The sequence below is a fragment of the Halomonas sp. 707B3 genome (assembly GCF_024158645.1).
GTDB lineage: Bacteria > Pseudomonadota > Gammaproteobacteria > Pseudomonadales > Halomonadaceae > Vreelandella > Vreelandella lionensis.
This window is the reverse complement of record NZ_JAMZBE010000025.1, coordinates 1-24,283: the sequence shown is the minus strand read 5'-3', so window position 1 is coordinate 24,283 and position 24,283 is coordinate 1. Positions and strand designations below refer to the sequence as shown.

Annotated in this window: 22 protein-coding genes and 1 pseudogene; 8 read left to right on the top strand and 15 right to left on the bottom strand. The window is 58.3% G+C overall.

The window, feature by feature from the left end:
* Positions 1-26: 26 nt before the first annotated feature.
* From BIS10_RS05520 to BIS10_RS05510, 3 genes are all read right to left on the bottom strand, one after another.
* A complete protein-coding gene (locus tag BIS10_RS05520; RefSeq protein ID WP_253503238.1) occupies positions 27-1,022 on the bottom strand; it encodes a tripartite tricarboxylate transporter substrate binding protein in 996 nt (331 codons plus the stop codon).
* A 230-nt stretch (positions 1,023-1,252) separates the two neighbouring features.
* Positions 1,253-1,984 (bottom strand): response regulator, encoded by a 732-nt coding sequence (locus BIS10_RS05515; protein ID WP_253503235.1) that lies wholly within the window; start codon positions 1,982-1,984, stop codon positions 1,253-1,255.
* Between the two features lie 42 nt (positions 1,985-2,026).
* Positions 2,027-3,721 carry a sensor histidine kinase gene (locus tag BIS10_RS05510; protein ID WP_253503232.1) on the bottom strand — a complete coding sequence of 565 codons (1,695 nt, stop codon included), beginning with the start codon at positions 3,719-3,721 and terminating at the stop codon, positions 2,027-2,029.
* A gap of 139 nt (positions 3,722-3,860) precedes the next feature.
* Between BIS10_RS05510 and BIS10_RS05505 the strand changes: the two genes are divergently transcribed.
* A complete protein-coding gene (locus BIS10_RS05505; RefSeq protein WP_253503260.1) occupies positions 3,861-4,598 on the top strand; it encodes a YdiY family protein in 738 nt (245 codons plus the stop codon).
* Between the two features lie 26 nt (positions 4,599-4,624).
* On the opposite strand, the gene BIS10_RS05500 is transcribed toward BIS10_RS05505, so the two are convergent.
* From BIS10_RS05500 to BIS10_RS05485, 4 genes are all read right to left on the bottom strand, one after another.
* On the bottom strand, positions 4,625-5,371 hold the full coding sequence (locus BIS10_RS05500; protein ID WP_083022995.1) for an outer membrane protein OmpK: 747 nt from the start codon (positions 5,369-5,371) through the stop codon (positions 4,625-4,627).
* 85 nt (positions 5,372-5,456) lie between these two features.
* Positions 5,457-6,218, bottom strand: coding sequence for an ABC transporter permease (locus tag BIS10_RS05495; RefSeq protein ID WP_253503230.1), 762 nt, complete (start codon positions 6,216-6,218; stop codon positions 5,457-5,459).
* Between the two features lie 39 nt (positions 6,219-6,257).
* Positions 6,258-7,040 (bottom strand): ABC transporter ATP-binding protein, encoded by a 783-nt coding sequence (locus BIS10_RS05490; protein ID WP_253503227.1) that lies wholly within the window; start codon positions 7,038-7,040, stop codon positions 6,258-6,260.
* On the bottom strand, positions 7,040-8,095 hold the full coding sequence (locus BIS10_RS05485; RefSeq protein ID WP_083022998.1) for an ABC transporter substrate-binding protein: 1,056 nt from the start codon (positions 8,093-8,095) through the stop codon (positions 7,040-7,042). Before BIS10_RS05485 ends, BIS10_RS05490 begins: the two co-directional genes overlap by 1 nt.
* A gap of 397 nt (positions 8,096-8,492) precedes the next feature.
* On the opposite strand from BIS10_RS05485, the gene BIS10_RS05480 reads away from it, so the two are divergent.
* Positions 8,493-10,046 carry a BCCT family transporter gene (locus BIS10_RS05480; RefSeq protein ID WP_253503225.1) on the top strand — a complete coding sequence of 518 codons (1,554 nt, stop codon included), beginning with the start codon at positions 8,493-8,495 and terminating at the stop codon, positions 10,044-10,046.
* A 20-nt stretch (positions 10,047-10,066) separates the two neighbouring features.
* On the opposite strand, the gene BIS10_RS05475 is transcribed toward BIS10_RS05480, so the two are convergent.
* Positions 10,067-10,888 (bottom strand): flagellin, encoded by an 822-nt coding sequence (locus tag BIS10_RS05475; protein WP_392567152.1) that lies wholly within the window; start codon positions 10,886-10,888, stop codon positions 10,067-10,069.
* Between the two features lie 112 nt (positions 10,889-11,000).
* Complete coding sequence (folK, locus tag BIS10_RS05470; RefSeq protein ID WP_083023001.1) at positions 11,001-11,441, bottom strand: 2-amino-4-hydroxy-6-hydroxymethyldihydropteridine diphosphokinase; 441 nt, start codon at positions 11,439-11,441, stop codon at positions 11,001-11,003.
* A 231-nt stretch (positions 11,442-11,672) separates the two neighbouring features.
* On the opposite strand from folK, the gene BIS10_RS05465 reads away from it, so the two are divergent.
* The gene (locus BIS10_RS05465; RefSeq protein ID WP_253503223.1) at positions 11,673-12,431 is read left to right on the top strand and encodes an SDR family oxidoreductase; all 759 of its coding nucleotides are present in this window, start codon (positions 11,673-11,675) and stop codon (positions 12,429-12,431) included.
* A gap of 55 nt (positions 12,432-12,486) precedes the next feature.
* On the opposite strand, the gene ybiO is transcribed toward BIS10_RS05465, so the two are convergent.
* The 5 genes from ybiO to BIS10_RS05440 all read right to left on the bottom strand — a co-directional run bounded on the left by ybiO (position 12,487) and on the right by BIS10_RS05440 (position 18,311).
* Positions 12,487-14,850 carry a mechanosensitive channel protein gene (gene ybiO / locus BIS10_RS05460; RefSeq protein ID WP_253503220.1) on the bottom strand — a complete coding sequence of 788 codons (2,364 nt, stop codon included), beginning with the start codon at positions 14,848-14,850 and terminating at the stop codon, positions 12,487-12,489.
* Between the two features lie 206 nt (positions 14,851-15,056).
* Complete coding sequence (locus BIS10_RS05455) at positions 15,057-15,488, bottom strand: YqaA family protein (RefSeq protein ID WP_058579789.1); 432 nt, start codon at positions 15,486-15,488, stop codon at positions 15,057-15,059.
* A gap of 19 nt (positions 15,489-15,507) precedes the next feature.
* The gene (locus BIS10_RS05450) at positions 15,508-16,332 is read right to left on the bottom strand and encodes an IclR family transcriptional regulator C-terminal domain-containing protein (RefSeq protein WP_058579788.1); all 825 of its coding nucleotides are present in this window, start codon (positions 16,330-16,332) and stop codon (positions 15,508-15,510) included.
* Between the two features lie 112 nt (positions 16,333-16,444).
* Positions 16,445-17,245 (bottom strand): enoyl-CoA hydratase, encoded by an 801-nt coding sequence (locus BIS10_RS05445; protein ID WP_253503217.1) that lies wholly within the window; start codon positions 17,243-17,245, stop codon positions 16,445-16,447.
* Positions 17,246-17,351: 106 nt separating this feature from the next.
* Positions 17,352-18,311, bottom strand: coding sequence for a rhodanese-related sulfurtransferase (locus BIS10_RS05440; protein WP_253503214.1), 960 nt, complete (start codon positions 18,309-18,311; stop codon positions 17,352-17,354).
* A 225-nt stretch (positions 18,312-18,536) separates the two neighbouring features.
* Here BIS10_RS05440 and BIS10_RS05435 point away from each other — a divergent pair, with 225 nt between their 5' ends.
* Positions 18,537-19,226, top strand: a complete 690-nt coding sequence (locus BIS10_RS05435) for a pirin family protein (RefSeq protein ID WP_083023009.1) — start codon at positions 18,537-18,539, stop codon at positions 19,224-19,226.
* 81 nt (positions 19,227-19,307) lie between these two features.
* Here the strand turns inward: BIS10_RS05435 and serA are convergent, their stop codons facing one another.
* Positions 19,308-20,552, bottom strand: coding sequence for a phosphoglycerate dehydrogenase (serA, locus tag BIS10_RS05430; protein WP_253503211.1), 1,245 nt, complete (start codon positions 20,550-20,552; stop codon positions 19,308-19,310).
* A gap of 277 nt (positions 20,553-20,829) precedes the next feature.
* Between serA and BIS10_RS05425 the strand changes: the two genes are divergently transcribed.
* The 4 genes and pseudogenes from BIS10_RS05425 to BIS10_RS05410 all read left to right on the top strand — a co-directional run.
* Positions 20,830-21,105, top strand: a complete 276-nt coding sequence (locus tag BIS10_RS05425; RefSeq protein WP_062359204.1) for an exodeoxyribonuclease VII small subunit — start codon at positions 20,830-20,832, stop codon at positions 21,103-21,105.
* Positions 21,099-21,992 (top strand): (2E,6E)-farnesyl diphosphate synthase, encoded by an 894-nt coding sequence (gene ispA / locus BIS10_RS05420; RefSeq protein ID WP_044629906.1) that lies wholly within the window; start codon positions 21,099-21,101, stop codon positions 21,990-21,992. Before BIS10_RS05425 ends, ispA begins: the two co-directional genes overlap by 7 nt.
* A gap of 3 nt (positions 21,993-21,995) precedes the next feature.
* Positions 21,996-23,921, top strand: a complete 1,926-nt coding sequence (gene dxs, locus BIS10_RS05415; protein WP_253503208.1) for a 1-deoxy-D-xylulose-5-phosphate synthase — start codon at positions 21,996-21,998, stop codon at positions 23,919-23,921.
* Between the two features lie 43 nt (positions 23,922-23,964).
* Positions 23,965-24,283: pseudogene (locus tag BIS10_RS05410) on the top strand (co-chaperone DjlA); the annotation flags it as partial.

Below are 24,283 nucleotides of genomic sequence, written 5' to 3'. Positions count from 1 at the left end.
GGGGAATCTCTAACGGGCGCTGGCGCTTACTGGCGCAGCAGGCCCAGATCGGTCAGCACGCTGCTGAACTGCTCTTGCTGATCGTCCAGGAAGGCACCAAACGTTTCGCTATCCTGGTAGGCATCGATCCAGCCCAGCTGGTCGCTGGCTTCGCGCCATGCGTCGGTTTCGAGCATTTCAGCGAACAGCGTCTCGTAGTACTCGACCGCTTCTTCCGGCATGTCCGGGGCGCCCATCACACCGCGCCAAATATCGAAGGTGTAATCGAAGCCCTGCTCTTGGTAGGTGGGCACGTCGGCCAAGCCGCCGCCCAGACGCTCTTCAGAAGAGACGCCCAATGCGCGCAGCTGGCTGCCTTCGCCCAGTTGGCCAACGGCTTCACCGGCTCCGCCGATCACCGCTTCAATGTGGCCGCCCATCAGGTTGGTCATGGCATCGCCGCCACCGGAGAACGGAATGTAGTTCACCGCAGAGGCTTCCATTCCCGCCGCCGAGGCCAAGCCCGCCACCGAGATATGGTCCATGGAGCCTGGCGCACTGCCGCCGCCCACACTCAGGCCGGGGTTGGCTTTGAGCGCTTCGAACAGGTCTTCCAGGTTTTGGTACTCGGAGTCCGCAGCGACCAGGATGATGGAGTAGTCGGTGTTGATCCGCGCAATCGGCGTGAAATCGGTGTGGTCGTAGCGCGAAGCGCCTGCCAGCGGTACCAGGATCATCGGCGGGCTAGTGGCAAACAGTTTATGGGGGTTGCCGCTATCACGGGCGACCTGGGCCCACGCTACCGCACCGCCGCCGCCGGGTACGTTGATGGCCGCAAAACTTTCATCCGCCAAGGACTCTTGTTGAATCACGCGGGACATGGTGCGCACCAGCGTATCCCAGCCACCACCGGGGTTCGCCGGGGCAACAAATTCGATAGAACGGCTTGGGGTCCACTCTTGCGCTTGGGCAGAGGTCGTCATGGCCAGGGCAGCCATCGGCAGGGCAAGCACGGCGATGCGCTTTAAGGGTAGCGTCGTCATTGGCGTTCTCCACATTGTTATTCAAACAGTGTTGTTATTAACGTTGGCTTATTGTTAACCAAGCTTCTTCATACGCAGAGTTAATAAACGGCGCCGGGCACTCGGCTATTAACTGTGTGTGGTTACGCAGCGAACGTTAGAAGAGCGCCACCCCTAGCGGCAAGCTTATGACCATAAACGACAAATTGTTCTTTTTGTGCGTTTTGTTCATTTTGTTCACGCAGACATGCTTATAACGTTTCTAGCCACCCCTTAGCGGCGCCTAGCAGCCGATAGCGCCGTTCGGGGCGGCCCACATCGCCATACCCTAGCTCGGCGCTCACCGCCTGTTCAGCGACTAAAAACTCCAAATAGCGCCGCGTGGTTGAGCGGCTGGCGCCCATGGTGCGTGCTACCTGCATCGCGGTGAGCGAGTCGGGCGCGGCAGCCAGCGCATCCACCACCCGGCGCAGCGTTAAGCGGTCGATGCCCTTGGGTAGCGCTCGTCTGTCGGAGCGTGTGGGTTCGCTCGGGGTAACCCGGGCCAACACGTGATCCAACTCGTCCTGGCTCATCTCGGCACGGTTCGCCAGCACTTCACGCTCGCGGCGGAAGCGGGTCAACATCTGGTTCATGCGGGCCGCTTCAATGGGTTTGATCAGATAATCGAATACGCCGCCGCGCAGCGCCTCGCTAATGGTCTCCACCTCCTTGGCGGCGGTCACCATCACAATATCCACATGCACATAATCCCGGCGGATGGCCCACAGTAGCTCCAGCCCTTCAACATCCGGTAGGTAGGCATCCAGCAAAATCAGTTGAATTTCGGCGGCGTGCTGGGCCATCAGCGCCTTGGCTTCGCTGCCGTTGCGCGCCATGCCGACCACATAAAACCCGTCGCTCTGCTCAATAAAGGCGCGGTGGATATCGGCGATGCGAAAATCGTCTTCGACGACCAAAATGCCGTATTGCGTCGCAGACATGGTGTTTCCTCTTATTTATTAGCGTCGTCATTATTCGTGTCGTTATGAGGGCGCAGGCTCGGTGGCGGCCTCGGCGCATAGCGAGCGGTCCAGCACGGCAATAAAGCACGCGCCGCCCAGTTCGCTCTCTTCCAGCGTCACTGCGCCCCCGTGCTGGCGGCACAGCCGCGCCACCAGGGCCAGCCCTATGCCCCGATGCTTGCCGGTTTTGGTGGAAAATCCTTCGGCAAAAATCGACTCCGCATGCTCGGCGGGCACCCCGGCACCGTTATCTTCCACTTCAATAAGTAGCTGCTCGCCCAGGTCGGTGAAAAACAGCCGCACAGTGGGCTGGTCGCCGTGAGGGCCGTTGAGCGCGGCGTGGCAGGCGTTATCCAGTAAGTTACCCACCACGCTCATCATGACCTCTTGGCCGGTGGGCGTTAGCGGGCAGGAGAGCGAGCTCTGCTCGTCGATTTCTAACGTAACGCCCAGCTCGCGGGCGCGGGTGAGTTTGCCCAGCAGCGTGCCGCTCAATACCGCATCCGCCACGTGGCGCATTAAAAAGCTCATTTGCGCCTGGGCGCGCTCGGTTTCCTGATGAATCAGCGCCAGCGCTTCGTCGATACGCTGCAACTGCAACAGGCCGGAGATGGTGTAGAGCTTGTTGGAGAACTCGTGGGCCTGGGCGCGCAGCATATCCACATCGCGGCTGGCCTGGGTAAGCGCCTGGGAGAGGTCGATAATTTCCCGGCGGCTACGGAAGGTGGCTACGGCCCCTTCTATCTCGCCTTCATGCAGAATGGGCACGCGGTTTACCACCACCGGGTGATCTCCCAGCCACATCTCCTGGTCAAACTCCTGCTCGCCATGCTTCAAGACTTCCAGCAGCCGCGAGTTGGGCACCACCTCACGGATAGGCTGCCCCAACAGCACGTGCTCATCCGGCAGCTCTAAAAAGCGCCGCGCCTGCTGGTTCACCAAGGTGATATGACCATCCCGATTCACGGCGAGAATGCCTTCGTGAATCGACTGCAGAATGGCCTCTTTCTCCATTGCCAAACGGGCGATTTCGTAAGGCTCTAACCCTAGGATGATCTTTTTAAGGTGCTGTGATAGCCAGTAAGCCCCGGCAAATCCGAGCATGATCATCAACGCGACGAGCGCCCAGCCGAGGCTGGTGTAGCGGGCCACATCCATATCGACGCGGTCGAGCATAAAGCCCACTGAGACCACCCCGATAATATTGCCCTCTTCGTCCCATATCGGCGTTTTGCCGCGCATGGCCGTGCCCAGCGTGCCGGTGGCTTCGGAAACATACGACTGGCCATAGATAAGCGCCTGGTCGTTATCGCCGCCCACCATGGGCTGGCCGATACGCTCGGGCACAGGGTGGGAGTAGCGGATCGATTGGGCATTACCCACCACCACGTAGCGCGCGCCGGTCTCCTGACGCACTCGTTCGGCAAGGGTCTGAATAATGGCGGAGGGGTCAGGAGAGGAAAAAGCGTTTACAATCTGCGGCATCCCGGCCACGGTTTTGGCCACAGCCAGTGCCCGCTCGCCCATTTGGTGGGTGATGATCTCGGCTTTGCGGTGGTTCAAATAGGTGCCCTGGGCCAGCAACATGCCCGATAACAGTAGCCCCACCAGCATCATTACCTGTAGGCGAAAACTGCGCTTATACCAGCGGCGCTTGGCGCGGGTGCGGCGCCAGCGCTGCAATTCGGCCAGCGTTCTAGGGCGGGGGGCGGTCATAACGGAACTCACAATGCGCGACAGCGTCATTATGGCACGCAGCGCCAAGCGGCGTTAGTCGTTGCGCTTTCACCTCACTTTGCTTATATAGCAGCCACTTACTGAACCCAAGAGCTCAAGGAGGAGTGTCGTGCGACATTTGCTACGCTCACTGGTATTCACTAGCAGCGCACTTTGGGCGACCGGCGTTGCGGCCTCGCCGTTCTATGCGCCGCCGCCTCCGAAAGAGGACACCCCCGAATTTAGCGGCGATGCGGAGCTTGGTTTTACCCATCTTTCTGGCAACACCGACAGCCAAACCCTGATCGGCAAGACCCGCCTGACCTGGCTAACGGGGCAGTTGACCCATTCGCTACGCGGTGAAGTGCGTAATGTGAGTAAGGATGGCGAAACCAGCGCGGAGCAGTACTTATTGGCCGGGCGGGAGCGCTATGACTTTAGCGGGCCGCACTATCTCTTCGGCTTTGCCCGCTGGGAGAAGGACCGCTTTGCCGGTTACGACCAGCAGCTCTCAGTGATTGGCGGCTATGGGCGGCAGCTGTTGGAAAATAAGCAACATACGCTCTCATTAGAAGCGGGGCCGGGTTATCGCAATGACCGCCTGCGAAAAGAAGATAACCAGCAGTTGGCCGTGGCCTATACCGCGCTGGACTACCGCTACCGATTCTCTAATTACGCTGATATTGCCCAGGAGATGTCGGTAGAGTACACCGATGCAAACACCACCGGCCGTTCGCTAACGGCGCTTACCGCCCGTCTTAACGCTAGGCTGTCGCTGCGCCTCTCTTATGAAGTGAAGCACAACTCACAACCCCCAGAGGATGCCAGCGAGCGCACTGATACCACGACCAGCGCCTCGCTGCTGTATCGCTGGTAGCACCATCATGGTGCTACCCACGCCGATTAGAAGTGAAATTTAACCAGTGCACTCACCGCGCTTTCCGTATCCATAACGCTGTCGGAAAGGCCATATTTATGGTGCCAGTAGGAGTACTCAATCCCTGCGTAGAGCACTCCTGGACGGCCACGGTAGTGCCCTAAGTCTAATTTTAGCTGTGGGTTGAAATGAAACTCTGCGTCATGGTCCGATGCCGACGTTGAGTAGTCGATATAGCCATCAAACAGAAAACGCGATGCACCCACCTCAAACGGCGCACCCCAGGTGAGCGTCATTTGCAGATCATCGGCGATTTCACTGTTATTGACGTAGTAGAACGTGCTGTTGAAGTACGTTGTGCCTGGCACGTCCCAGGCGAAGCTCACGCCTGTCAGAATGTTGGTAGCATTGGTGCCGCCGCCAAATTCATAGGTTCCTGCTAGCGACACATCTTTCAGCGCGCCCCGCTGCAAATCGACGCCACTTAGCCAGCCAAGGCTGAGCGTTGGGGAGAATTCGCCATACAGATCGTCGTCACCATCGGCTTTACCTCGCCCTTGGTTACGATCCACAAACAAAAAAGTGCCGCCCCAGTCGTGTGCCGTCACGTTTTCAAAGGTGACATAGGTATCGGTGCGCTCATTACGCCCAAACGCTTGGTACTGATCGCTATATAGCAGCGAGATACTTGAGTCTGAAAATAGTTTTTCAGCCGAGGCAAGCGGTGATATCAACATGGCAGCGGCTAAACTAGCGATGGGTAAATATTTCATTGGGTCCCCTTATTGTTCAACACTGGCTATGCCAGCAAATTCAGTTAAACCGCAGCGGTACTTCGCCGCTACGGCGTTTCTTTTCTCAACTACGGTGTGCCCAGGCAGTCATACGCTTTTCTAATTGGGCAAACAGTTCGTACATCACCATGGCCATCGCGCTGATCACCAGCAGCCCGGCAAATACCAGCCCCATACGCATTTGCGAACCAGCGCTCATCATCAGGTAGCCGATGCCCTGGTTAGAGGCGACGGTTTCCGATACGACGGTGCCCACAAACGCTAGGGTGATGGCGATTTTCAACGAGGCAAAAAAGTACGGCAGCGAACGCGGCAGCCCTACTTTCAAAAGCACATCCATGCGCCGCGCACCCAGTACTCGCAGCACGTCTTCCATTTCTGGCTCCAGGGTTGCCAGCCCTGTGGCCACATTCACGACAATGGGAAAAAAGCAGATTAAAAAGGCAGTGAGAATCGCAGGTACCGAACCGATACCAAACCAGACCACCAGAATTGGCACAAAGGCCACTTTAGGAATGGCATTAAACCCCACCAGCAGCGGGTAGCAGGCGTTATACAAAAAGCGCGACGAGCCGATGATAAAGCCCAGCACTAACCCGACCGCCACTCCCAACCCAAAGCCGATCAGCGTGGTCCAGAAGGTTTGCCAAGAGTGCTGACCAATGGGGCCTGCATAGGTAATCAACGCCTGCGCGGTTTCCAAGGCGCTGGGGAAGATAAAGCTCGGTACGTTAAATAGCCGCACCGTGACTTCCCAGATAATCACCAGCGCCACCACCGCGATCCAGGGCGCCAGACGCTCAATCAGTTTGCTATTTACGGTCATAAAAAATGCCTTAATGGTGCCGACGCAGAGAGTCATCGATCAGGTGCTACGCACTTCGCCAATCTGGGCGCGTAGTTCCTGCACCAGATCAATAAAGGGTTTTTCGTAGGTGGTCTCCAACGCTCGGGGGCGAGGCAGCTCAATGGTGCGGCGCTCAATCACGCGACCAGGGCGGCGGCTCATCACGTAGACGGTATCGGCTAAGAACGCGGCTTCACGCAGGTCGTGGGTTACCAGCACCACGGTAAATCGCTGGGCTTCCCATAAATCCCGCAGCACGCACCACAGCTCTTCGCGTGTAAACGCATCCAGCGCGCCAAACGGTTCATCCAACATCAGCAGACGCGGCTGGTGGATCAGCGCCCGGCAAATGGACGCCCGCTGCTGCATACCGCCTGATAGCTGCCAAGGGTATTTATTCTCATGCTCGGCGAGCCCGACGGTTTTCAGCAGTGAGCGCGCCCAGCCCACAAACTCCTCGCGACGCTTACGAAACTGCCGACGGTAGGGCTCAACAATTTCCAGCGGCAGCAGCACGTTATCCAGCGTGGTACGCCAGGGCAGCAGGTTGGCATTCTGAAACGCCATACCGGAGATTTTCAGTGGTCCGGTGACCGGCGCGCCATCTACGCTGACACTCCCTTGGGTAGGTGCGTGCAGGCCCGTGCATAACTTCATAAAGGTGGATTTACCGCACCCGGATGGCCCCACGAAGGCGACAAACTCGCCCTCGCGGATGGAGAGATTAATATCCTCAATGGCGTTGCCTGTGCCGTCATAGGCCAGGCTCACATCATCAAAGCGGACAAACGCTGCCGACATTACTCAGTCTCCGGCAGCAGCATGCGCTCATCGACGGGCGGTAAGAAACGGGAGTCGAAGACTTGGCTGGGTGATGGCAGTGTGGGTAGGTCGTAGGCCTTAGCCACTAGCGCAACAGCATCCCGTAGGCGCTCATCGTCCACTCCCCCCACGCCATACTCGCGGGCATCTGGGGTGTCTACCACGCTTTCCAGGGCCAGCTTCAGACGGCGGGTTTCCATTTCAACGTCAATCAAGCTATCGCGCTCGCGCACGTACTCAATCGCCGCTTCGGGATCATCCAAGGTGTCGCCCAGGGCGCGGTTAAACGCCCGCAAAAAGCCTTGCACGGCCTCAGGGTTCTCGTTGGCGAAGGACTCGCTAACAATGATGGCATTGCCGTAAAGCGGGACCCCATACTCGGGGAACGGCATGATGGTGAGCTCCTCTTCGCTCATTCCCCGCTCTTCCAGGTTCAGCAGGCTGGTGAAGTAGAAGCCGGTAATGGCATCTACATCACCTCGGGTAAGCAGTGTTTCGCGCAGCGTAGGGTCGACGTTTTGCCACTCCACCGCATCGGCCGCTAGATCATTGGCCGCTGCAAAAATACCCCAAGCGCGGTAGCCGGTATCAAAGGCAGGGGCAGCGATGGTTTTGCCTGCTAAGTCAGCGGGCGTCTCAATCCCGCTATCCTTACGAGCAAAAACGGCGGCAGGCGTACCATCGTATACAATATAGACGCCGCTAATACCGGGGCCATCGGGGTTCTCGGCTAGGAATTCCACTAGCGCATTAAGGTCACCAAAGCCCATCTCATAGGCACCCGAGGCCACTCGGTTAATCGCGCCTGCTGACCCGCTGCCGGAATCAATTTGTACATCAAGGCCTTCTTCAGCAAAGTAGCCGCGGGATTCAGCCAACAGAAAGGGGGCGGAAGGCCCTTCAAAGCGCCAATCTAACTGGAAGCGGATGGTTGTCTCTTCCGCCTGACCGACCCCAGGCAACCATAAAAGAGCCGTCGCCCCCACTAATGCAACGCGTTTTAATCCCGGAAAAACCGCTGTTGAAGCATTCATAGCAAGCACACCTTGTATACAAAATTGTGCTACGTACCAAGCATGAATGCTGCCAATCTTTTACAACTATAATTATCTCAATACGTTAATAAGCATTGATAGATAATACTTAGGAAGATATCGCCGTCTATCGCCTTATCTTCCCAAGCCAACATGCCTTATGGAGGTGCGTAGACATAACCATATGCACCAAATAGCAACTTTTTTAGACTTTCGTCTATACACCACGTATACTATGCGCAGTTTCCTGTCCTCGCGCCATTCATTGAATGGCGCTTTTTTTTGCTTTGAAAACCTGTGGCCAGCGGCGTTAAGTCGGCTCCCTCTTGGGTTTATTAAGCTAAAGGTTCTACTCCCGCTCTTTCCTGCAACCTCCCATTCCAAATAGGTGCTCTTCATGAACCAACCTGCTCAACGCGCCGAGGAGCCCTCGCGGTTTTCCCTCGGTGACCCTATTGTGCTGGTGCTTAGCATCGGCTTCATCGTGGCATTTCTGGCGCTTTCGTTTTACGACATTGACCTAGTCGCCAATTCCATCAGCGCAGGCTTTGCCTGGACCGCGCTGGTGCTGGGCAGCTATTTCCAGCTGCTGCTTCTGCTGACGTTTTTTATCGCCATTGGCGTGGCGTTAACGCCTGCGGCAAAAGCTAAGATCGGCAATCTCGATGCACCAGAAATGAGCACCTTTAAGTGGCTCTCCATCATTCTATGTACGCTGTTAGCCGGTGGTGGGGTGTTTTTTGCCGCAGGCGAGCCGGTGTACCACTTTGTGGTCACCCCACCCGCCTTTGATACCGAAGCGGGCACCGCTGAAGCGGTATCCGGCGCGCTGGCGCAGTCGTTTATGCACTGGGGCTTTATGGCCTGGGCGGTGCTGGGCTCGCTCACCGCCGTGGTGCTGGCACATGCGCACTACGTGAAAGGCCAACCGCTGCAGCCGCGCGCATTGCTCTACCCGATTTTTGGTGAACGCTTGATGCGTGGCCCGCTGGGCGGCTTAGTGGATGCCTGCTGCGTGATTGCCTTAGTGGCAGGCACGGTAGGCCCCATCGGCTTTTTGGCAACTCAGGTGAGCTTTGGCCTGCATGAGCTGTTTGGCCTGCCGGAAGGCTACACCGGGCAACTGATGATTCTGGCCGTACTGGGCACTATTTATGTGCTCTCTTCGATGAGCGGGGTGCATAAAGGCATCCAACTGCTGAGCCGCTTCAACGTACTGCTGGCGTTAGCAATCGGCGCCGTGATTATCGTGTTCGGCCCCACGCTGTTTTTGGTGAACACCTACGTTTCCAGCATGGGCGCGTATGTCAGCGAGTTTTTCACCATGGCCACGATGACCGCTGAAACCGCCCCGGCGTGGTGGATGCAGTGGTGGACGGTGTTCTTCTTTGCTTGGTTTATCGGCTATACACCGCTGATGGCGATTTTCGTGGCGCGCATTTCACGGGGCCGCAGCATTCGTGAAATGATTCTGGCGGTTGCCGTACTCGCCCCGATCGCCACCACTGTATGGTTTACGCTACTGGGCGGCTCCGGCATTTACTATCAGTTGACCGGGGTAATTGACCTGACCGAAGCGCTCAATAACTTCCAGTTTGACGTGGCGACTCTCACGGTGGCTCAAGCGTTGCCCGGCGGCACCTGGATGGCACTGGCGATTCTGCTGCTGACCACGATTTTTGTGGCCACCACCGGCGACTCCATGAGCTACGCGATTGCCGTTGTCGGCGCAGGCCATGATGACCCGAGCCCTTACATGCGCGCTTTTTGGGGCATTGCGATGGCCCTGATGGCGGCCGTGCTGCTGTATATGGGTGCAGGTCAAATTGGCGCGCTGCAGCAGTTTATCGTGATTACCGCGATCCCGGTGTCGCTGATTCTGCTGCCCTCGCTGTGGAACGGCCCGCAGGCGGCTTACGCCATGGCGCGTGAACAGGGCATCATCGACTAACGATGATCGGCCACTTCTAACTACAGCCCTTCCAACAGCCGCAGAATCATCTGCGGCTGTTGGTTCACCCGGGTCAGCATCGCGATACCCACCTGCTGAAGCAGTTGGGCGCGAATAAGATTGGAGACTTCTTGCGCGTAGTCGGCGTCTTGAATACGCGACTGGGCGGCGGAGGTGTTAATGATGCTGGTGTTGAGCCCGTCAATGACGCTCTCGAAGCGGTTCTGCACCGCGCCTAAATAGCTGCGCTGGCGGTCGACCTGCTTCATGGCTTCATCCACGACATCCATCGGCTTGGGCGTGGCCGAACCATCATCTAATACGCTGAAGTTATCCAACCCCAGCGCCTGACGCCCCATCGCCGAAAAGCTCACGCCAATCACATCCCCGGCGTTGGCTCCTACCTGAATATTGAGCGTTTTATCGCTCTCGATCAGCTTAATGCCGTTAAAGTTGCTCTGCTCAGCGACGCGGTCAATCTCTTCCAGCCGTTGGTCGATCTCTAACTGAATAGACGCCCGATCTTCTGAGGAATTGGTGCCGTTGAGCGCCTGAACGCTGAGTTCGCGGATGCGCTGAAGGCTATCGTTGATCAGGTCCAACGAGCCTTCTGCGGTTTGCACCATAGAGATACCGTCGTTGGTATTGCGGATCGCCTGGTTCATACCGCGAATTTGTGCGCCCATGCGATTGGCAATCGCCTGGCCTGCCGGGTCATCCTTGGCGCTATTAATACGCAGCCCAGACGACAGACGCTCCATGGAGGTCTGCATTGCTTGCTGGCTACTGCGTAGATTATTCATCACCAGTAGCGACGTGATATTAGTCGCAAGGCTGATCACGGGCGTGACCTCGGAAGTGAACGCAAACAGTGCGGAGGTAGCGTGAATATCGGCCTATCTTTAGAAAACGTGAGCCCTGCCCCGTAAAACTTTCCCAGTCGCTACTCTTTTTTCAGTTCGGTCTCTTCAGTACGGCTAGCACTTCGTCCACCGGCCCCCGAACATAGTCGTGATGAAAGTAGCCATCGTCGACCACCTCGCCATCCCAGGCCACAATGTCTAAGTCCATGGTCCGGGGGCCAGATTTGATCGGCCCGCGAACACGGCCTAAGCGATGCTCAACCTCTTTTAGGTAGGCTTTAAAGTCGCACAGCTCAAGCGTAGTGCGCACCACCAGGGCGGCATTTAAGAAGTCTGGCTGCTGCTGAAAGCCTACCGGGGCAGTGCGCACCGCTTCGGAGCGGGCCAGCAGTTCGCATTCACTGCTCAAAATCTCAAGGGCTTGGGCAAAGTGATGCTCTGGCTCAATATTGGTTCCTAGCGAGATAACGCACTCGTGTTGAGCCGACGCGGGCGAGGGGGTTGGCGTTACGGGTGACGACCTTAATGACATAACTATATCCCAATATAAGAGGCTGGATGACTAACGGCTGGTGAGCCGATGACCTAGCCCACACCGTTTTAGCGTATAGGAATCAATCGGCGCCCCAATAGAGTAGACGGTTAAGCATTCTGTTCAAGCTCTGTACAAGTTATTGACAAACGCTGCGCTCACGCAGAGAGTCTTTTTGATTACCATGACAACGTTAGTTAACAAACACTACCTGCTGCGAGGGATAAAGCAATGGATACACCTGCTGCACTTGTAACCGGCGGCGCCACGCGCCTGGGCCGCTATTTTGCTGAAGCGCTAGCCGATAAGGGCTTTGATATCGCGTTACACGTGAATAGCTCCCGGGGGGAAGCAGAGGAAGTGGCAGACGCAATTCGCGGCAAGGGTCGTGAGTGCGAGATTCTGCCCTGCAACTTTTTAGAGGATTCGCTAGAAGAATTAATCACCCAAGCTAAAACGCGTTTTCCTGGGTTGAACGTGCTGCTCAATAGCGCCTCAGCTTATGAACCAGCGCCGATCGCCCGTACCGATATGGCCATGCTGGAGACCCAGTTTCGGGTCAATATGTTCACGCCGCTGCTACTCACACGCCATTTTGCCGAGGCGGTAGAGCACGGTCAGGTGATCAACATCATCGACAACAAGGTGGCCTATCACCAATATCCGTATGCGGCGTACCTGCTCTCCAAGAAAAGCCTAGCTGAGATGACCCGTATGGCAGCGCTGGAGTTTGCTCCGCGCCTACGGATTAACGGTATCGCCCCCGGGGTAGTGCTGCCCGCCTCCCAGCGTACCAACGACTATATCCAGTGGCGCATCGAAGGCATTCCGGTCAATCACCAAGGCAACCCAGCACACCTTGTACAAGCATTGCACTATTTGCTGGATAATGCCTTTGTGGCCGGGCAAGTGCTATTTGTAGACGGCGGCGAATCGATCAACCTAGAGGGTCGCCACTCCGAAAACTACCCTGGCGAGCGGCGCGACTGACCCAACGCAATGAGGCCGCCCGAAGGCGGCCTCATTGGCTTACCTAAGCGTACGCTTAGGTTTCATCCACATCATCATGGTCCGGCTTATGGTGATCCGGTTCATGCTCAAGTGAGGCTTCGCTACGCTCTGCAAGCGGCGCCGTGTCGGTGCGCTTTCTTTCCGCTTTCGCTTCCAGAATGCGCACGTTGGCAGGCGGTGTCTTGCCGCCTTTGGTTTCGCCAAAGTAGAGCGTGGTATGCGGGAACGGAATCTCGATACCCGCCGCGTCAAAGCGCAGTTTCACTAGGCGGTTGTAGGCACGACCTACAGCCCACTGGTCGCCCGGCGTGGTTTTAATGACCACACGAATGTTCACCGAGCTGTCGGCCAGGGCGGTAACCCCTGCCACGGTCAGATCCGCCAGCAGCTGTTTGCCATGCTCTTCGCTGGCCTTGAGATCTTCAAAGGCGAGCTGCAGCTGCTCGATGGCATCATCGATGCTCTCGTTGTAGCCAATGCCATACTCGCCTACATGGTTACCGTACTCGCGCATGTAGTTAGAGACGGTATCCACACTGGAGAACGGCACAATGTGATAAGTACCGGAGAGGTCGCGGATACCCACCGAGCGAATACTCAAGCGCTCTGCGGTACCGGTAATACCCCCTACGGTCACCACATCGCCGGTATTCATCGCGTTTTCCACCTGAATGAATACCCCGGTAATCACATCCTGCACCAGCTTCTGGGCACCAAAACCAATCGCCAGACCCAGCACACCAGCACCAGCAATCAGCGGTCCGATGTTGATGCCAATTTCCGACAGCACGATCATGCCGGTGATGGTCACCATGGCAATGGCCAGCGCATTACGGAACAGGCTCAGCAGCGTTTTGGCACGGGCAGAGGGTTCGCCGTGACCGGTTTCCGGGTTGAGCTTGTGCTCGATCAGGCTTGCCAAGCCCAGCCATATGCCCAGCGACACAATCAGGATCACTGCTACGCTGATCAGGTTACCCACCAGATTGGCACCGCGCTCGGAGGCGTACCAGGCGGCCAGGTCAAAGGCGCCCCAAGCATCCAGCACCACCATGATCACCGCAACGACGATCACCGTGCGCAGCACGCGAAGCGCGTTGGGCACGTAGCTGTTCAACCGGACTTCCAGCAGCGGCAGCTTACGGCGCAGGTCATCGGAGAGTTGAATACGACGACCAATGGTCTGTGTCAGGAACGCAGACAGCAGCAGGCCCACGACCACGGCGCCGAGCGTCTTCAACGTCGCAAAGAGGACAAAGGGCAGCGCATCACCCGGACGGGTAAGCGTCAGCACAAACACCATTAAGAAATAGATCAGCGCGAACAGGTGCCACGTGCGGGCAAACAGCTGCAGCGATACACGGCTGGCGGTCAGCGTAGAGCGCGTGCCCATCTGATTCAGGTTATCGCGCAGCCGCACACGGTTTTTGAGCACCACGCCCACCGCATAAATAAACGCCAGCAGCATAATCAGCGTGCCGACCGCTTGCCCCAGAGAGGCCGCGATATAGAAGTTGACCAATGGCACCACCACCATCAGGCCATAGCCCACCATACCAATTAGGCGTGCCAGCCAGCGGTTCCAGTAGGAGGCTTCTTGGGCCGAGATCGGCAGCAGGCGCAGGCCTTCATAGCGCGAAGAGAACAGCATCCGCACGCCAGCTTTCAATAGCTCAATGATCAGGAAAGCATTTAAAAACAGCGATGCGCGGGTGGATAACTCACCGGTCTCTCCCACCGCAAAGGTCGCAATCAGGTTACCGCCGACGTACGCCAGCGCCACCAGCAGCACATCCAGCACCGCGGCAATCGCCACGCAGAGCACTAAACGCAGCACCGGCGTTAAGCCACTGCCCTGCTGCGACCAGCTGCTAATCTTGGTAAACAGCGACTTCGCCAAGCGGCGGAACACCATAAAGAGCGCAAAGGTGGCCACAATCACGATGCCAAGATTAATGGCAGCACTGATAAACGCTGCCATATCAAAGCTACTGCCTGTGCCCTGGCCAGTGAACATGTTGCCGACAATCGCCGCTGCCTGCTCAATCTGGCCGCCCACATCACCGACGACACGGCTGGTAAGCTCAGCCAACTGTCGGGGCAACGAGACATCTTCCGGGGCCACATTGCCACCTGCTGCGGCCGCTTCCGGCGAGAGCTCGGCAGCAACGCCAGCTGGCAGTTCGGAGGCCTGATTGCGCAACAGCTCAATCAGCTCCTGGCGAGCCTGCTCATCTTCCAGCAGATCCGCCAGCGCCGTATAAGAGGGCTGCTCTTCCGTGGCAGGCGCTTCACTCTCAGCGCCCAGCGTGGTTTGCGCCATGGCTGGCCCCGCCAGCATGGCGAACAGCGTCAGCATCCAGACGCTTAGCCAGGGTAGTAAACGTAGTGACGACACACCATAACCTCCCTTTGGGTGAATATTTGCAATCCTGCGACTCGCTAACGCTAAGATCTAACGTATTAAAGTTAAACACAGAATTGTGCATCCGCTAAGAGTGCAAGCTTTGTATAACGTTGGCTAGCGTAACATGCCTCAATGAAAGTGACGTTAACGCGCCTGCTTTTGGTGCACCAATGAAACCGAGTGAAGGTAATTGCCGGTTATTGGCAGTAAGGCGCCAACCATTGATGGGCCAGCGCAATCAGCAGCCCATAGCGGGCACCTTTTGCCAGCACAATCCACAGTAGCGCCCGCCACCAGGCAAGGCGCATCACCCCAGCCAGCACGGTGAGCGGGTCGCCAATCACAGGTAACCAGGAGAGTAATAGGCTCGCCTCGCCAAAGCGGTGATACCAGCGCTCGGCACGGGCAAGTCCTTGGGGAGATGCAGGAAACCAGCGGCGATGTTGAAATTGGCGAGCGTAGCGGCCAAGAGCCACGTTGATCAAACTGCCCAGCGTGTTGCCAGCCGTCGCCACAACCCACAGCACCAGCGCAGGCTCACCAACACACCATAGCCGCGCCAGCCACACTTCCGAGCCACCAGGCAGCAGGGTGGCGCTGGCTAGCGCCACCCAAAACAGGCTGAACACGATACGCGCCCTCTAACGTTTAACGGGGCAACTGGCCACCGAGCTGCTGGGTAATTTCGTCGGCTATTTGACGCACCAGCGCCCCCAGTACCAGCAGGCGCTCTTCGGGAATACGCGCCATGGGGCCCGAGACGGAAATAGCCGCCAACGGCGTGGCGTGCTCGTCGAAAATGCAGGCCGCCACGCAGTGCAGGCCAATGGCATGCTCTTCCCGGTCGCAGGCAAAGCCTTGGGCGCGAATGGCGGCCATTTCCGCCTGCAGTGAATCCGTTTGATAGAGGGTATTTTCAGTGACACGGGCCAGCTCGTAGCCGCCTTCTAACAGCGCGCTGCGCTCCTCCTCGCTCATCCACGCCAGCAGCGCCTTGCCCACGCCGGAGGCGTGAAGCGGCGCACGGGACCCCAGCCGCGTAATCATACGCATCATCTGCGGGGATTCGTTTTGAGCCAGGAAGACCGCCGTGGCGCCATCGCGGATACCCAGGTTCGCCGTTTCGCCGGTTTCTGCGGTTAAGCGGCGCAAAAACGGGCGGCTTTTGGCCACCACGTCGCGAGCTTCAAGGAAACTGTTACCAATGCGGAAGGTTTTGACGTCGATGCGCCACAGGCCCTGCTCGCTCTCTTGGGTGACAAAGCCTTGGCTTTGCAGCGCCTGCAGCAGGCGGTGAGTGGTGGAAGGGGCAAGGTCAGCCATCTCCGCCAGCTCTGAAAGCGCAAGGCCCAGGGGGCTGGCGGACAAATATTCGAGTAGCGTGAGGCCGCGTACTAACGATTGGCTATGCCCACCGCTGGCTTTGGTGGCTCCTGCCGGACGTCCGACTGACCTGCGCTTGGCTTCACTCACCTGACGTTCTCCTGAAGGCGCTTAATGGCGTAAAAAACCAGCAGGATAACGCGCTGTAGGGGCCGCTGTCGCGTTTACGGAAACAAATTCCACCAATGACTAGCGGTATGTACTAGCGGTGACGCCAGTTCGGCGGGCGCTTCTCGATAAAGGCATCAATGCCCTCAGCCACGTCGTCGGCCAGCATATTGCAGGCCATGGTTTCTCCCGCAAAGGCGTAAGCCTCTTCCAGTGGCATCGCCAACTGTCGAGCAAACATAGCTTTGCCGGTGCGCACGGCAACGGCGCTTTTCGCACAGATGCTCGATGTCAGCGCTGCCACGGCACCATCAAGCTCACTCTCTTCCGCTACACGATTGATCAGCCCCCACTCGGCGGCAGTGTCTGCGCTGATAAACTCGCCGGTCAGAAGCATCTCCATGGCGCGCTTACGGGGCAAGTTGCGCGAAAGCGCCACGGCCGGGGTCGAGCAAAACAGCCCCACGTTGATTCCGGAAACCGCAAAGCGGGCGCTGCTGGCGGCAACGGCGAGATCGCAGCTGGCGACGAGCTGGCAGCCCGCGGCGGTGGCAATGCCCTGCACTTTAGCGATCACTGGCACAGGCAGGCTGACGATGCTTTGCATCACTTTGCCGCAGCGCTCGAACAGCGCTTGGTAGTAGGCTTTTTCCGGGTTCGCGCGCATCTGCTTTAAGTCATGGCCTGCGCAGAAGGCTTTACCATTGGCCGCCAAAACCACGCAGCGCACGTGCTCATCTTGGGCAATGTTATCCAACGCCGCTTGCAGCGCTTCCAGCATCGTTTCTGACAGCGCATTGAAACGCTCGGGCTGATTGAGGGTAAGCGTGACGACGCCCGCATGGGAGGTTCGCAGCAGGCAATCGCGAGAGTCAGTAACGGGGGAGGACGACATGGCTGGCTCCTGAGCAGTGGTTGCTGCTCAGTCTAGCGCTTGCTTGGCACATTGAGCGCAAGCTAAGACCAAAGTGGCCTCCTGCAAAACAGAAGGCCACTGATGATTACGCTTTCTCGCGAGTGACTTGGCGATGGTTATAGCCCAGCGGATGAGGCTCACCACGGGCTTTGGCCAGCTCAATCTGGCGCTGACGCTCGCGGGCGGCGGCGCGGGTTTTCTCGGGCAGCGAGTCGATACAGTGGGGGCAGCTGATGCCCGGTTCATAAGCCGACGACTGCATATCTTCCTGGGAGATCGGCATCCGGCAGGCGTGGCACTGCTCGTGCTCGCCTTCGGTGAGGTCGTGGCGCACGGTGACCCGGTTATCGAACACGAAGCACTCGCCGCGCCATAAAGACTTCTCTTCCGGCACTTTTTCCAGGTAGTTCAGCACGCCACCTTTCAGGTGGTAGACCTCTTCGAAGCCCTCTTTCAGCATAAAGCTGGAGGCTTTCTCGCAGCGGATGCCGCCGGTACAAAACATGGCGACTTTTTTATGCTGCTCCGGGTTGTAGTGCTCGCGCACGTACTCTGGAAACTCGCGGAAAGTAGTCGTTTTCGGGTCCACCGCGCCTTCAAAGCTGCCAATCGCCACTTCGTAGTCATTGCGAGTATCGATCACCAGCACTTCGGGGTCGGAGATCACGTCGTTCCAATTCTCTGGCTCTACGTAGGTGCCCACGGTGTCGTTGGGGTCGATGCCCGGCACGCCCAGCGTAACGATCTCTTTTTTCAGTTTGACCTTGGTGCGGTAGAACGGCGGCTCGTCGCAAAATGACTCTTTGTGGTCGATATCACTTAAACGTGGGTCGGCGGTGAGCCAAGCCAGCAGCGTGTCGATGCCTTCGCGGCTACCGGCCACGGTACCGTTGATGCCCTCTTTGGCCAGCAACAGCGTGCCTTTCACGTCATTATCGACCATGGTTTGGCGCAGCGGCTCGCGCAGGGCTTCAAAGTCGTTCAGGGTGACAAATTTATACAGCGCTGCCACCACAACGGGCGCAGTGGGAGATGGGGTCGTCATGGAGTGCTCCTGGTAGTCGCCCTCGCAAGGGGCGGACCGGGTCAATAAAGGCGCGCATGATAACAAAAAGCCCGCCGTGGGTGCATCTCGGCGTGTTTGACTCAGATCAACGACACCGCCAATCGTCGATTATTTCGACGACATCATTGAGAAAGCTTCACCCCACGTCACGCGCACTCGGTCGTATAGTAGGCGGCAACTTAACTCAGTGATGAGGTGCTTTTCATGAAGATTCGTCGTTCCAACGAGCGGGGCTACGCGGACCACGGCTGGCTGCGCTCTTACCACACGTTTTCGTTCGCCAATTACATGGACCCCAACCACATGGGCTTCCGCGCGCTGCGGGTGATCAACGAAGACCGTGTGGCCCCCGGCCACGGCTTTGGCGCCCACCCCCACCGGGATATGGAAATTATCTCCTACGTGCTCGATGGCGAGATGGAGCACAAGGACAACATGGGCAATGGCGAAGTGATGCGCCCCGGCGATGTGCAGCGCATGTCCGCAGGCACGGGCGTACTGCACAGCGAGTTCAACCACTCTCAAGAAAACGGGCTGCACTTTCTGCAAATCTGGATCGAAACCGCCCAGCGTGGCATTCAGCCCAGCTACGAGCAGAAGCACTTCCCCACCGCCGAGCGGCAGGGCCAGTGGCGCTTGGTGCTCTCCCCAGATGGTCGTGATGGCTCGGTGAGCGTGAATCAGGATGTCAATCTTTACGCCAGCCTGCTGGGTGCAGGTGATCAGGTGACGGCTCCGCCTTCTCGATATGCATGGCTGCATGTGGTGAAGGGGGCTGTCGAGGTCAACGGTGAGGCGCTCGCCACTGGCGACGCCGCTGCGTTCACCCCCGATGAGCCGTTTGAGCTGACGTGCACCGATGCTAGTGAAGTGCTGCTGTTTGATTTGGCCTAACAGCACCTGCATAGCAAGTGGTATAACGCAAAACGGCCCCGTTGGGGCCGTTTTGGTAACAAGCGCTGGCTAGCTATTTGCTTAGCTATTTTGCGCCGAATAGAGCACGCGAATCTTCAGCGTGTGCTCTACTTGCTTCAGCGCTTCCAGCGCCTGCGGGCCGTAGGCTTTGTCGACATCAATCACCACGTAACCGACCTTATCGTTGGTCTGCAGATACTGGCCAGAAATGTTGATGCCGTTTTCTGACAGCACGCGGTTGATCTGAGAAAGCACGCCGGGCACGTTGTCGTGAATGTGCAGCAAACGGTGCTTGTCCGGGTGCGCAGGCAGCGCCACTTCGGGGAAGTTGACCGACGTGACCGTGGTGCCGTTGTCCGAATAAGTGATCAGCTTTTCGGATACCTCGATACCGATGTTCTCCTGAGCTTCCAGGGTAGAACCACCGATATGCGGCGTCAGAATCACGTTATCCAGGCCGCGCAGCGGGCTTTGGAACTCTTCATCGTTGCCTTTCGGCTCGACCGGGAAGACATCAATAGCTGCGCCGTTCAGCTTGCCCGCTTTAATGGCATCCGCCAGCGGCTCGATTTCCACCACGCTGCCACGGGCGGCGTTGATCAGGATAGCGCCATCCTTCATGGCAGCGATCTCTTTCGCGCCAATCATCCAGCGGGTAGAGGCCATATCCGGTACGTGCAGGCTGACCACATCCGCGCGGCCCAACAACTCCTCCAGGCTGCTGACCTGGTTGGCGTTCCCCATGCCCAGCTTGGTGATCACATCGTAGTAAATCACGTTGAAACCGAGTGATTCCGCCAAGACAGAGAGCTGTGCGCCGATGCTGCCGTAACCCACGATACCGAGGGTTTTACCACGCGCTTCGTGGGAGTTTTTCGCCGACTTCAGCCAGCCGCCCTGGTGCGCGCGAGCATTTTTCTCGGGAATACCGCGCAGCAGCATAATGGCTTCTGCCAGTACCAGCTCCGCCACCGAGCGGGTGTTGGAGTAAGGCGCATTAAATACCGCGATACCGCGCTTGAGCGCCGCATCCAGGTCAACTTGGTTGGTACCGATACAGAAACAGCCAACGCTTACTAACTTCTCGGCCGCCTCAAACACGCGCTCAGTTAGCTGAGTGCGGGAACGGATGCCGATAAAGTGAACATCACGAATCTTCTCGATCAGCGACTCTTCATCCAGCGAAGTCGGCAGATGTTCGATGTTCTCGTAACCTGCGTTGTGAAAATTGTCCACCGCACTTTGGTGGACGCCCTCGAGTAGCAGGATCTTGATCTTGCTCTTTTCCAGGGACGTTTTGGCCATGGCTGAATCAACCTCTATGGTCGGCGGCATGCGCCGTGTATCGGTTCACGGGAGGCCCGTATGGTAGCACAGCCGCTTGCGCTCCCGGTGTCTTGGCGTGATGAAAAGTGTGCGCTTTCAAGATGAACAGAGTGCAAGTCGAACAATCAACCCATAGGGAGGGCAGACGCCACCCCCTCGCCTCGGTGTATACTGTGCGTTTATTTAACAGCATCCGCAGCCACACTCGTCGCCCTTGCTGATACCAGGGCGCCCGGAAAACGGTAGGCATTGCCCAATGAGCGACACCACACCCCCACAAGATTTTGCCGCAACGGTTGCCCAGCTAGAGACCATTGTGGAACGCCTGGAGTCCGGCGAACTCTCATTGGAAGATGCGCTGACCGCTTTTGAGCAGGGCGTTCGACTGACCCGCGATGCCCAGCAGCGCCTCGATAGCGCTGAGCTAAAAGTACGGGCACTGAGCGAAGACCCCGACGGTAAACTGGAAGTCGCCCCGTTTGCAGGTGCCCCGGATGCTGGCAACGACAGCGAGGAGACGCCGCCATGGTGACCGCCCACGCCTCCCGACTAGCCACGCTGCGCCATGCCAGCAGCACCCGAGTGGATGCCACGCTGGCCGCGCTATTCGATGCACGCCCAGCGGTAGATGAGCGTTTAGAGGCGGCCATGCGCCACGGGCTTTTGGTAGGCGGCAAACGTTTGCGCCCACTGCTGGTCTATTTAGCGGGTCAAGCCCTTGGGGCAAGTGACGACGCCCTGGATGCTCCCGCGGCGGCCATCGAGCTGATTCACGCCTACTCGCTGATTCACGACGACCTGCCCGCCATGGATGATGACGACCTGCGCCGCGGCCAGCCCACGGTGCATAAAGCTTTTGATGAGGCGACGGCTATTTTAGCGGGCGATGCCTTGCAAGCCCTGGCGTTTGAAGTGCTGGCCAGCCGCCCGCACCCGCGCCTGGGCCAGCTAGTCACCACGCTGGCGGTCGCCTCTGGCCGCGATGGCATGGTGGCTGGCCAAGCGCTGGATTTAGCCGCCGTGGGAGGCCACCCGGACGCCGAAGCGATGGCGCACATGCACGCCCATAAAACCGGCGCGCTGATCGTGGCGGCCGTGCGTTTGGGCGGCCTGGTCGCGGTGGAAGAGGACGACCCGCGCCTAGCAGCGCTAATTCGCTACGCCCGCGCCATTGGTCTAGCCTTCCAGATTCATGACGACATCCTGGATGTGACGGGTGACACCGCCACGCTGGGCAAAATTTCCGGCGCTGACGCCGCCCGTGCCAAGCCTACTTACCCAAGCTTACTGGGGCTGGCGGGGGCGCAGCGCAAAGCGAACACGCTTATTGACGAGGCCATTGCCGCCCTCGCCCCGTTAGGCGAGCAGGCCGCACCCCTGGCCGATCTTGCCCACTATATGATCGAGCGCGACCACTAACACATGCCTATGAAGCTGTTCGACGAGATACCCCGCGAGCGCCCGGCGACGCCACTGCTCGACTCTTTTGACCATCCCGCTGCGTTGCGGGCCATGAATGCTAAACAGCTCGCCCAGCTAGCGGATGAGCTGCGCGCCTACCTGCTCTACAGCGTTGGCGTGACAGGTGGCCACTTTGGCGCAGGCCTGGGCGTTGTTGAGCTCAGCGTCGCGCTGCACCACGCCTTTCACACGCCGAAAGACCGCTTGGTGTGGGACGTGGGTCATCAAGCCTACCCGCATAAAATCCTCACCGGGCGACGCGATGCCATGCTGAGCATTCGCCAGCACGGCGGCCTGGCCGCGTTTCCCCGCCGGGCAGAGTCCGAGTACGACACCTTTGGCGTTGGCCACTCCAGCACTTCCATTTCTGCAGCGCTGGGCATGGCCCTGGCCGCCCAGGCGCAAAACGACCCGCGCAAGGTCTGCGCCATCATCGGCGACGGCGCGCTCACCGCAGGGATGGCGTTTGAAGCGCTGGCCCACGCGGGCCACGTGAATGCCAATATGCTGGTAGTGCTGAACGACAACGAGATGTCGATCTCCGAAAACGTCGGCGGAATTGCCACGTATTTAGCACGTGTGCTCTCCAGCAAGCCCTACCTCAAAATGCGCGAAGAGGGCAAAAAGGTGCTATCCCACCTGCCCGGCGCCCTGGAGCTTGCCAAGCGTACCGAAGAGCACATGAAGGGCATGGTCAGCCCCGCCACGCTGTTTGAGGAGATGGGTTTCCACTACGTTGGTCCCATCGACGGCCACGACTTAGAGGCGCTGACTCAAACGCTGCGTAACCTGCGCGACCAGAAAGGCCCGCAGTTCCTGCATATCAAAACGGTCAAAGGGAAAGGCTTCCTGCCCGCCGAAGCCGACCAGATTGGCTATCACGCGATTACTAAGCTGGAAAAAACCACCACGACCGTCAGCGCTCCGCTGGTGAAGCAAGCAGCGGCCCCCAAAAGCGTTGCGAAGAAAAAATACTGCAACGTGTTTGGCGACTGGCTATGTGATATGGCCGCCGCCGACTCACGCCTCATGGGCATTACCCCCGCCATGGGCGAAGGCTCGGATCTGATTCGCTTCTCGCAAACCTATCCCGAGCGTTACTTCGACGTCGCCATTGCTGAACAGCACGCGGTCACGCTGGCCGCCGGTATGGCCTGCGAAGGCATGAAGCCAGTGGTGGCGATCTACTCCACCTTCTTGCAGCGCGGCTACGACCAGCTGATTCATGACGTGGCGGTACAGGAGTTAGATGTCACCTTCGCCATCGACCGGGCAGGCCTAGTGGGCGAAGACGGTCCCACCCACCACGGCAGCATGGACCTTTCGTTCCTGCGCTGTGTGCCGGGCATGGTGATTCTCGCCCCGTCGGATGAAGCCGAATGCCGCGCCATGCTCAGCGCTGCCTACCACCATTCTGGCCCGGCTGCCGTGCGCTACCCCCGTGGCACCGGCCCCGGCGCGGTGATTCCTGAGCACCTAGAGCCGCTGACCATCGGCGAAGCCCAGGTGCGCCGCGAGAGCACCAGCGACGGTGTGCGCATTGCGCTGCTGGCGTTTGGCAGCGTCAATAGCGCCGCCGCCGAAGTGGCTGAAAAGCTCAACGCCACCCACATCAACATGCGTTCGGTGAAACCACTGGACCGCGACGCTGTGCTCCACGCAGCGGACGAGCATGAACTGCTGGTCACCCTGGAAGAGAACGTTATTGCGGGTGGTGCGGGTAGCGCGGTGAACGAGCTGCTCAACGCGGAAGGCGTTCAGGTGGAAGTGCTGAACTTAGGCTTGCCGGACGCCTTTGTGGAACACGGCACCCCCGCCGAGCTATTGCGCGACTGCGGCCTGGACGCTGAAGGCATCGAGCGCGCTATTCGCGCCCGGCTGCCGTAACCTCCGCGTGTGAACCACGCGTTTTTAACCTGTTGAGATGTCTATGTTATTTCTAATTATTGTGTTTGGTTTGATTGGCCTTGCCGTCGGTGGCCCCATTGGCTTACTCGTAGGTGGCGGCCTTGGCTGGTGGCTGGGTCGGCGCATCAGCCGTCGCTTGAACGCTGCCCGTGTTCAAATTCAAGAAGGCTTTTTGGAATCAATCTTCTCCGTGATGGGCTGTCTCTGTCAGGCCGACGGCAAAGTCACCGAGGGCGAGCTAGACGTTGCCGAAAAGCTCTTCGATCAAATGCGCCTTCAGGGCGAGCACCGCGCCAAAGCTCGCGCCGCCTTTGACCGGGGCCGCGCGGCTGACTTCAACC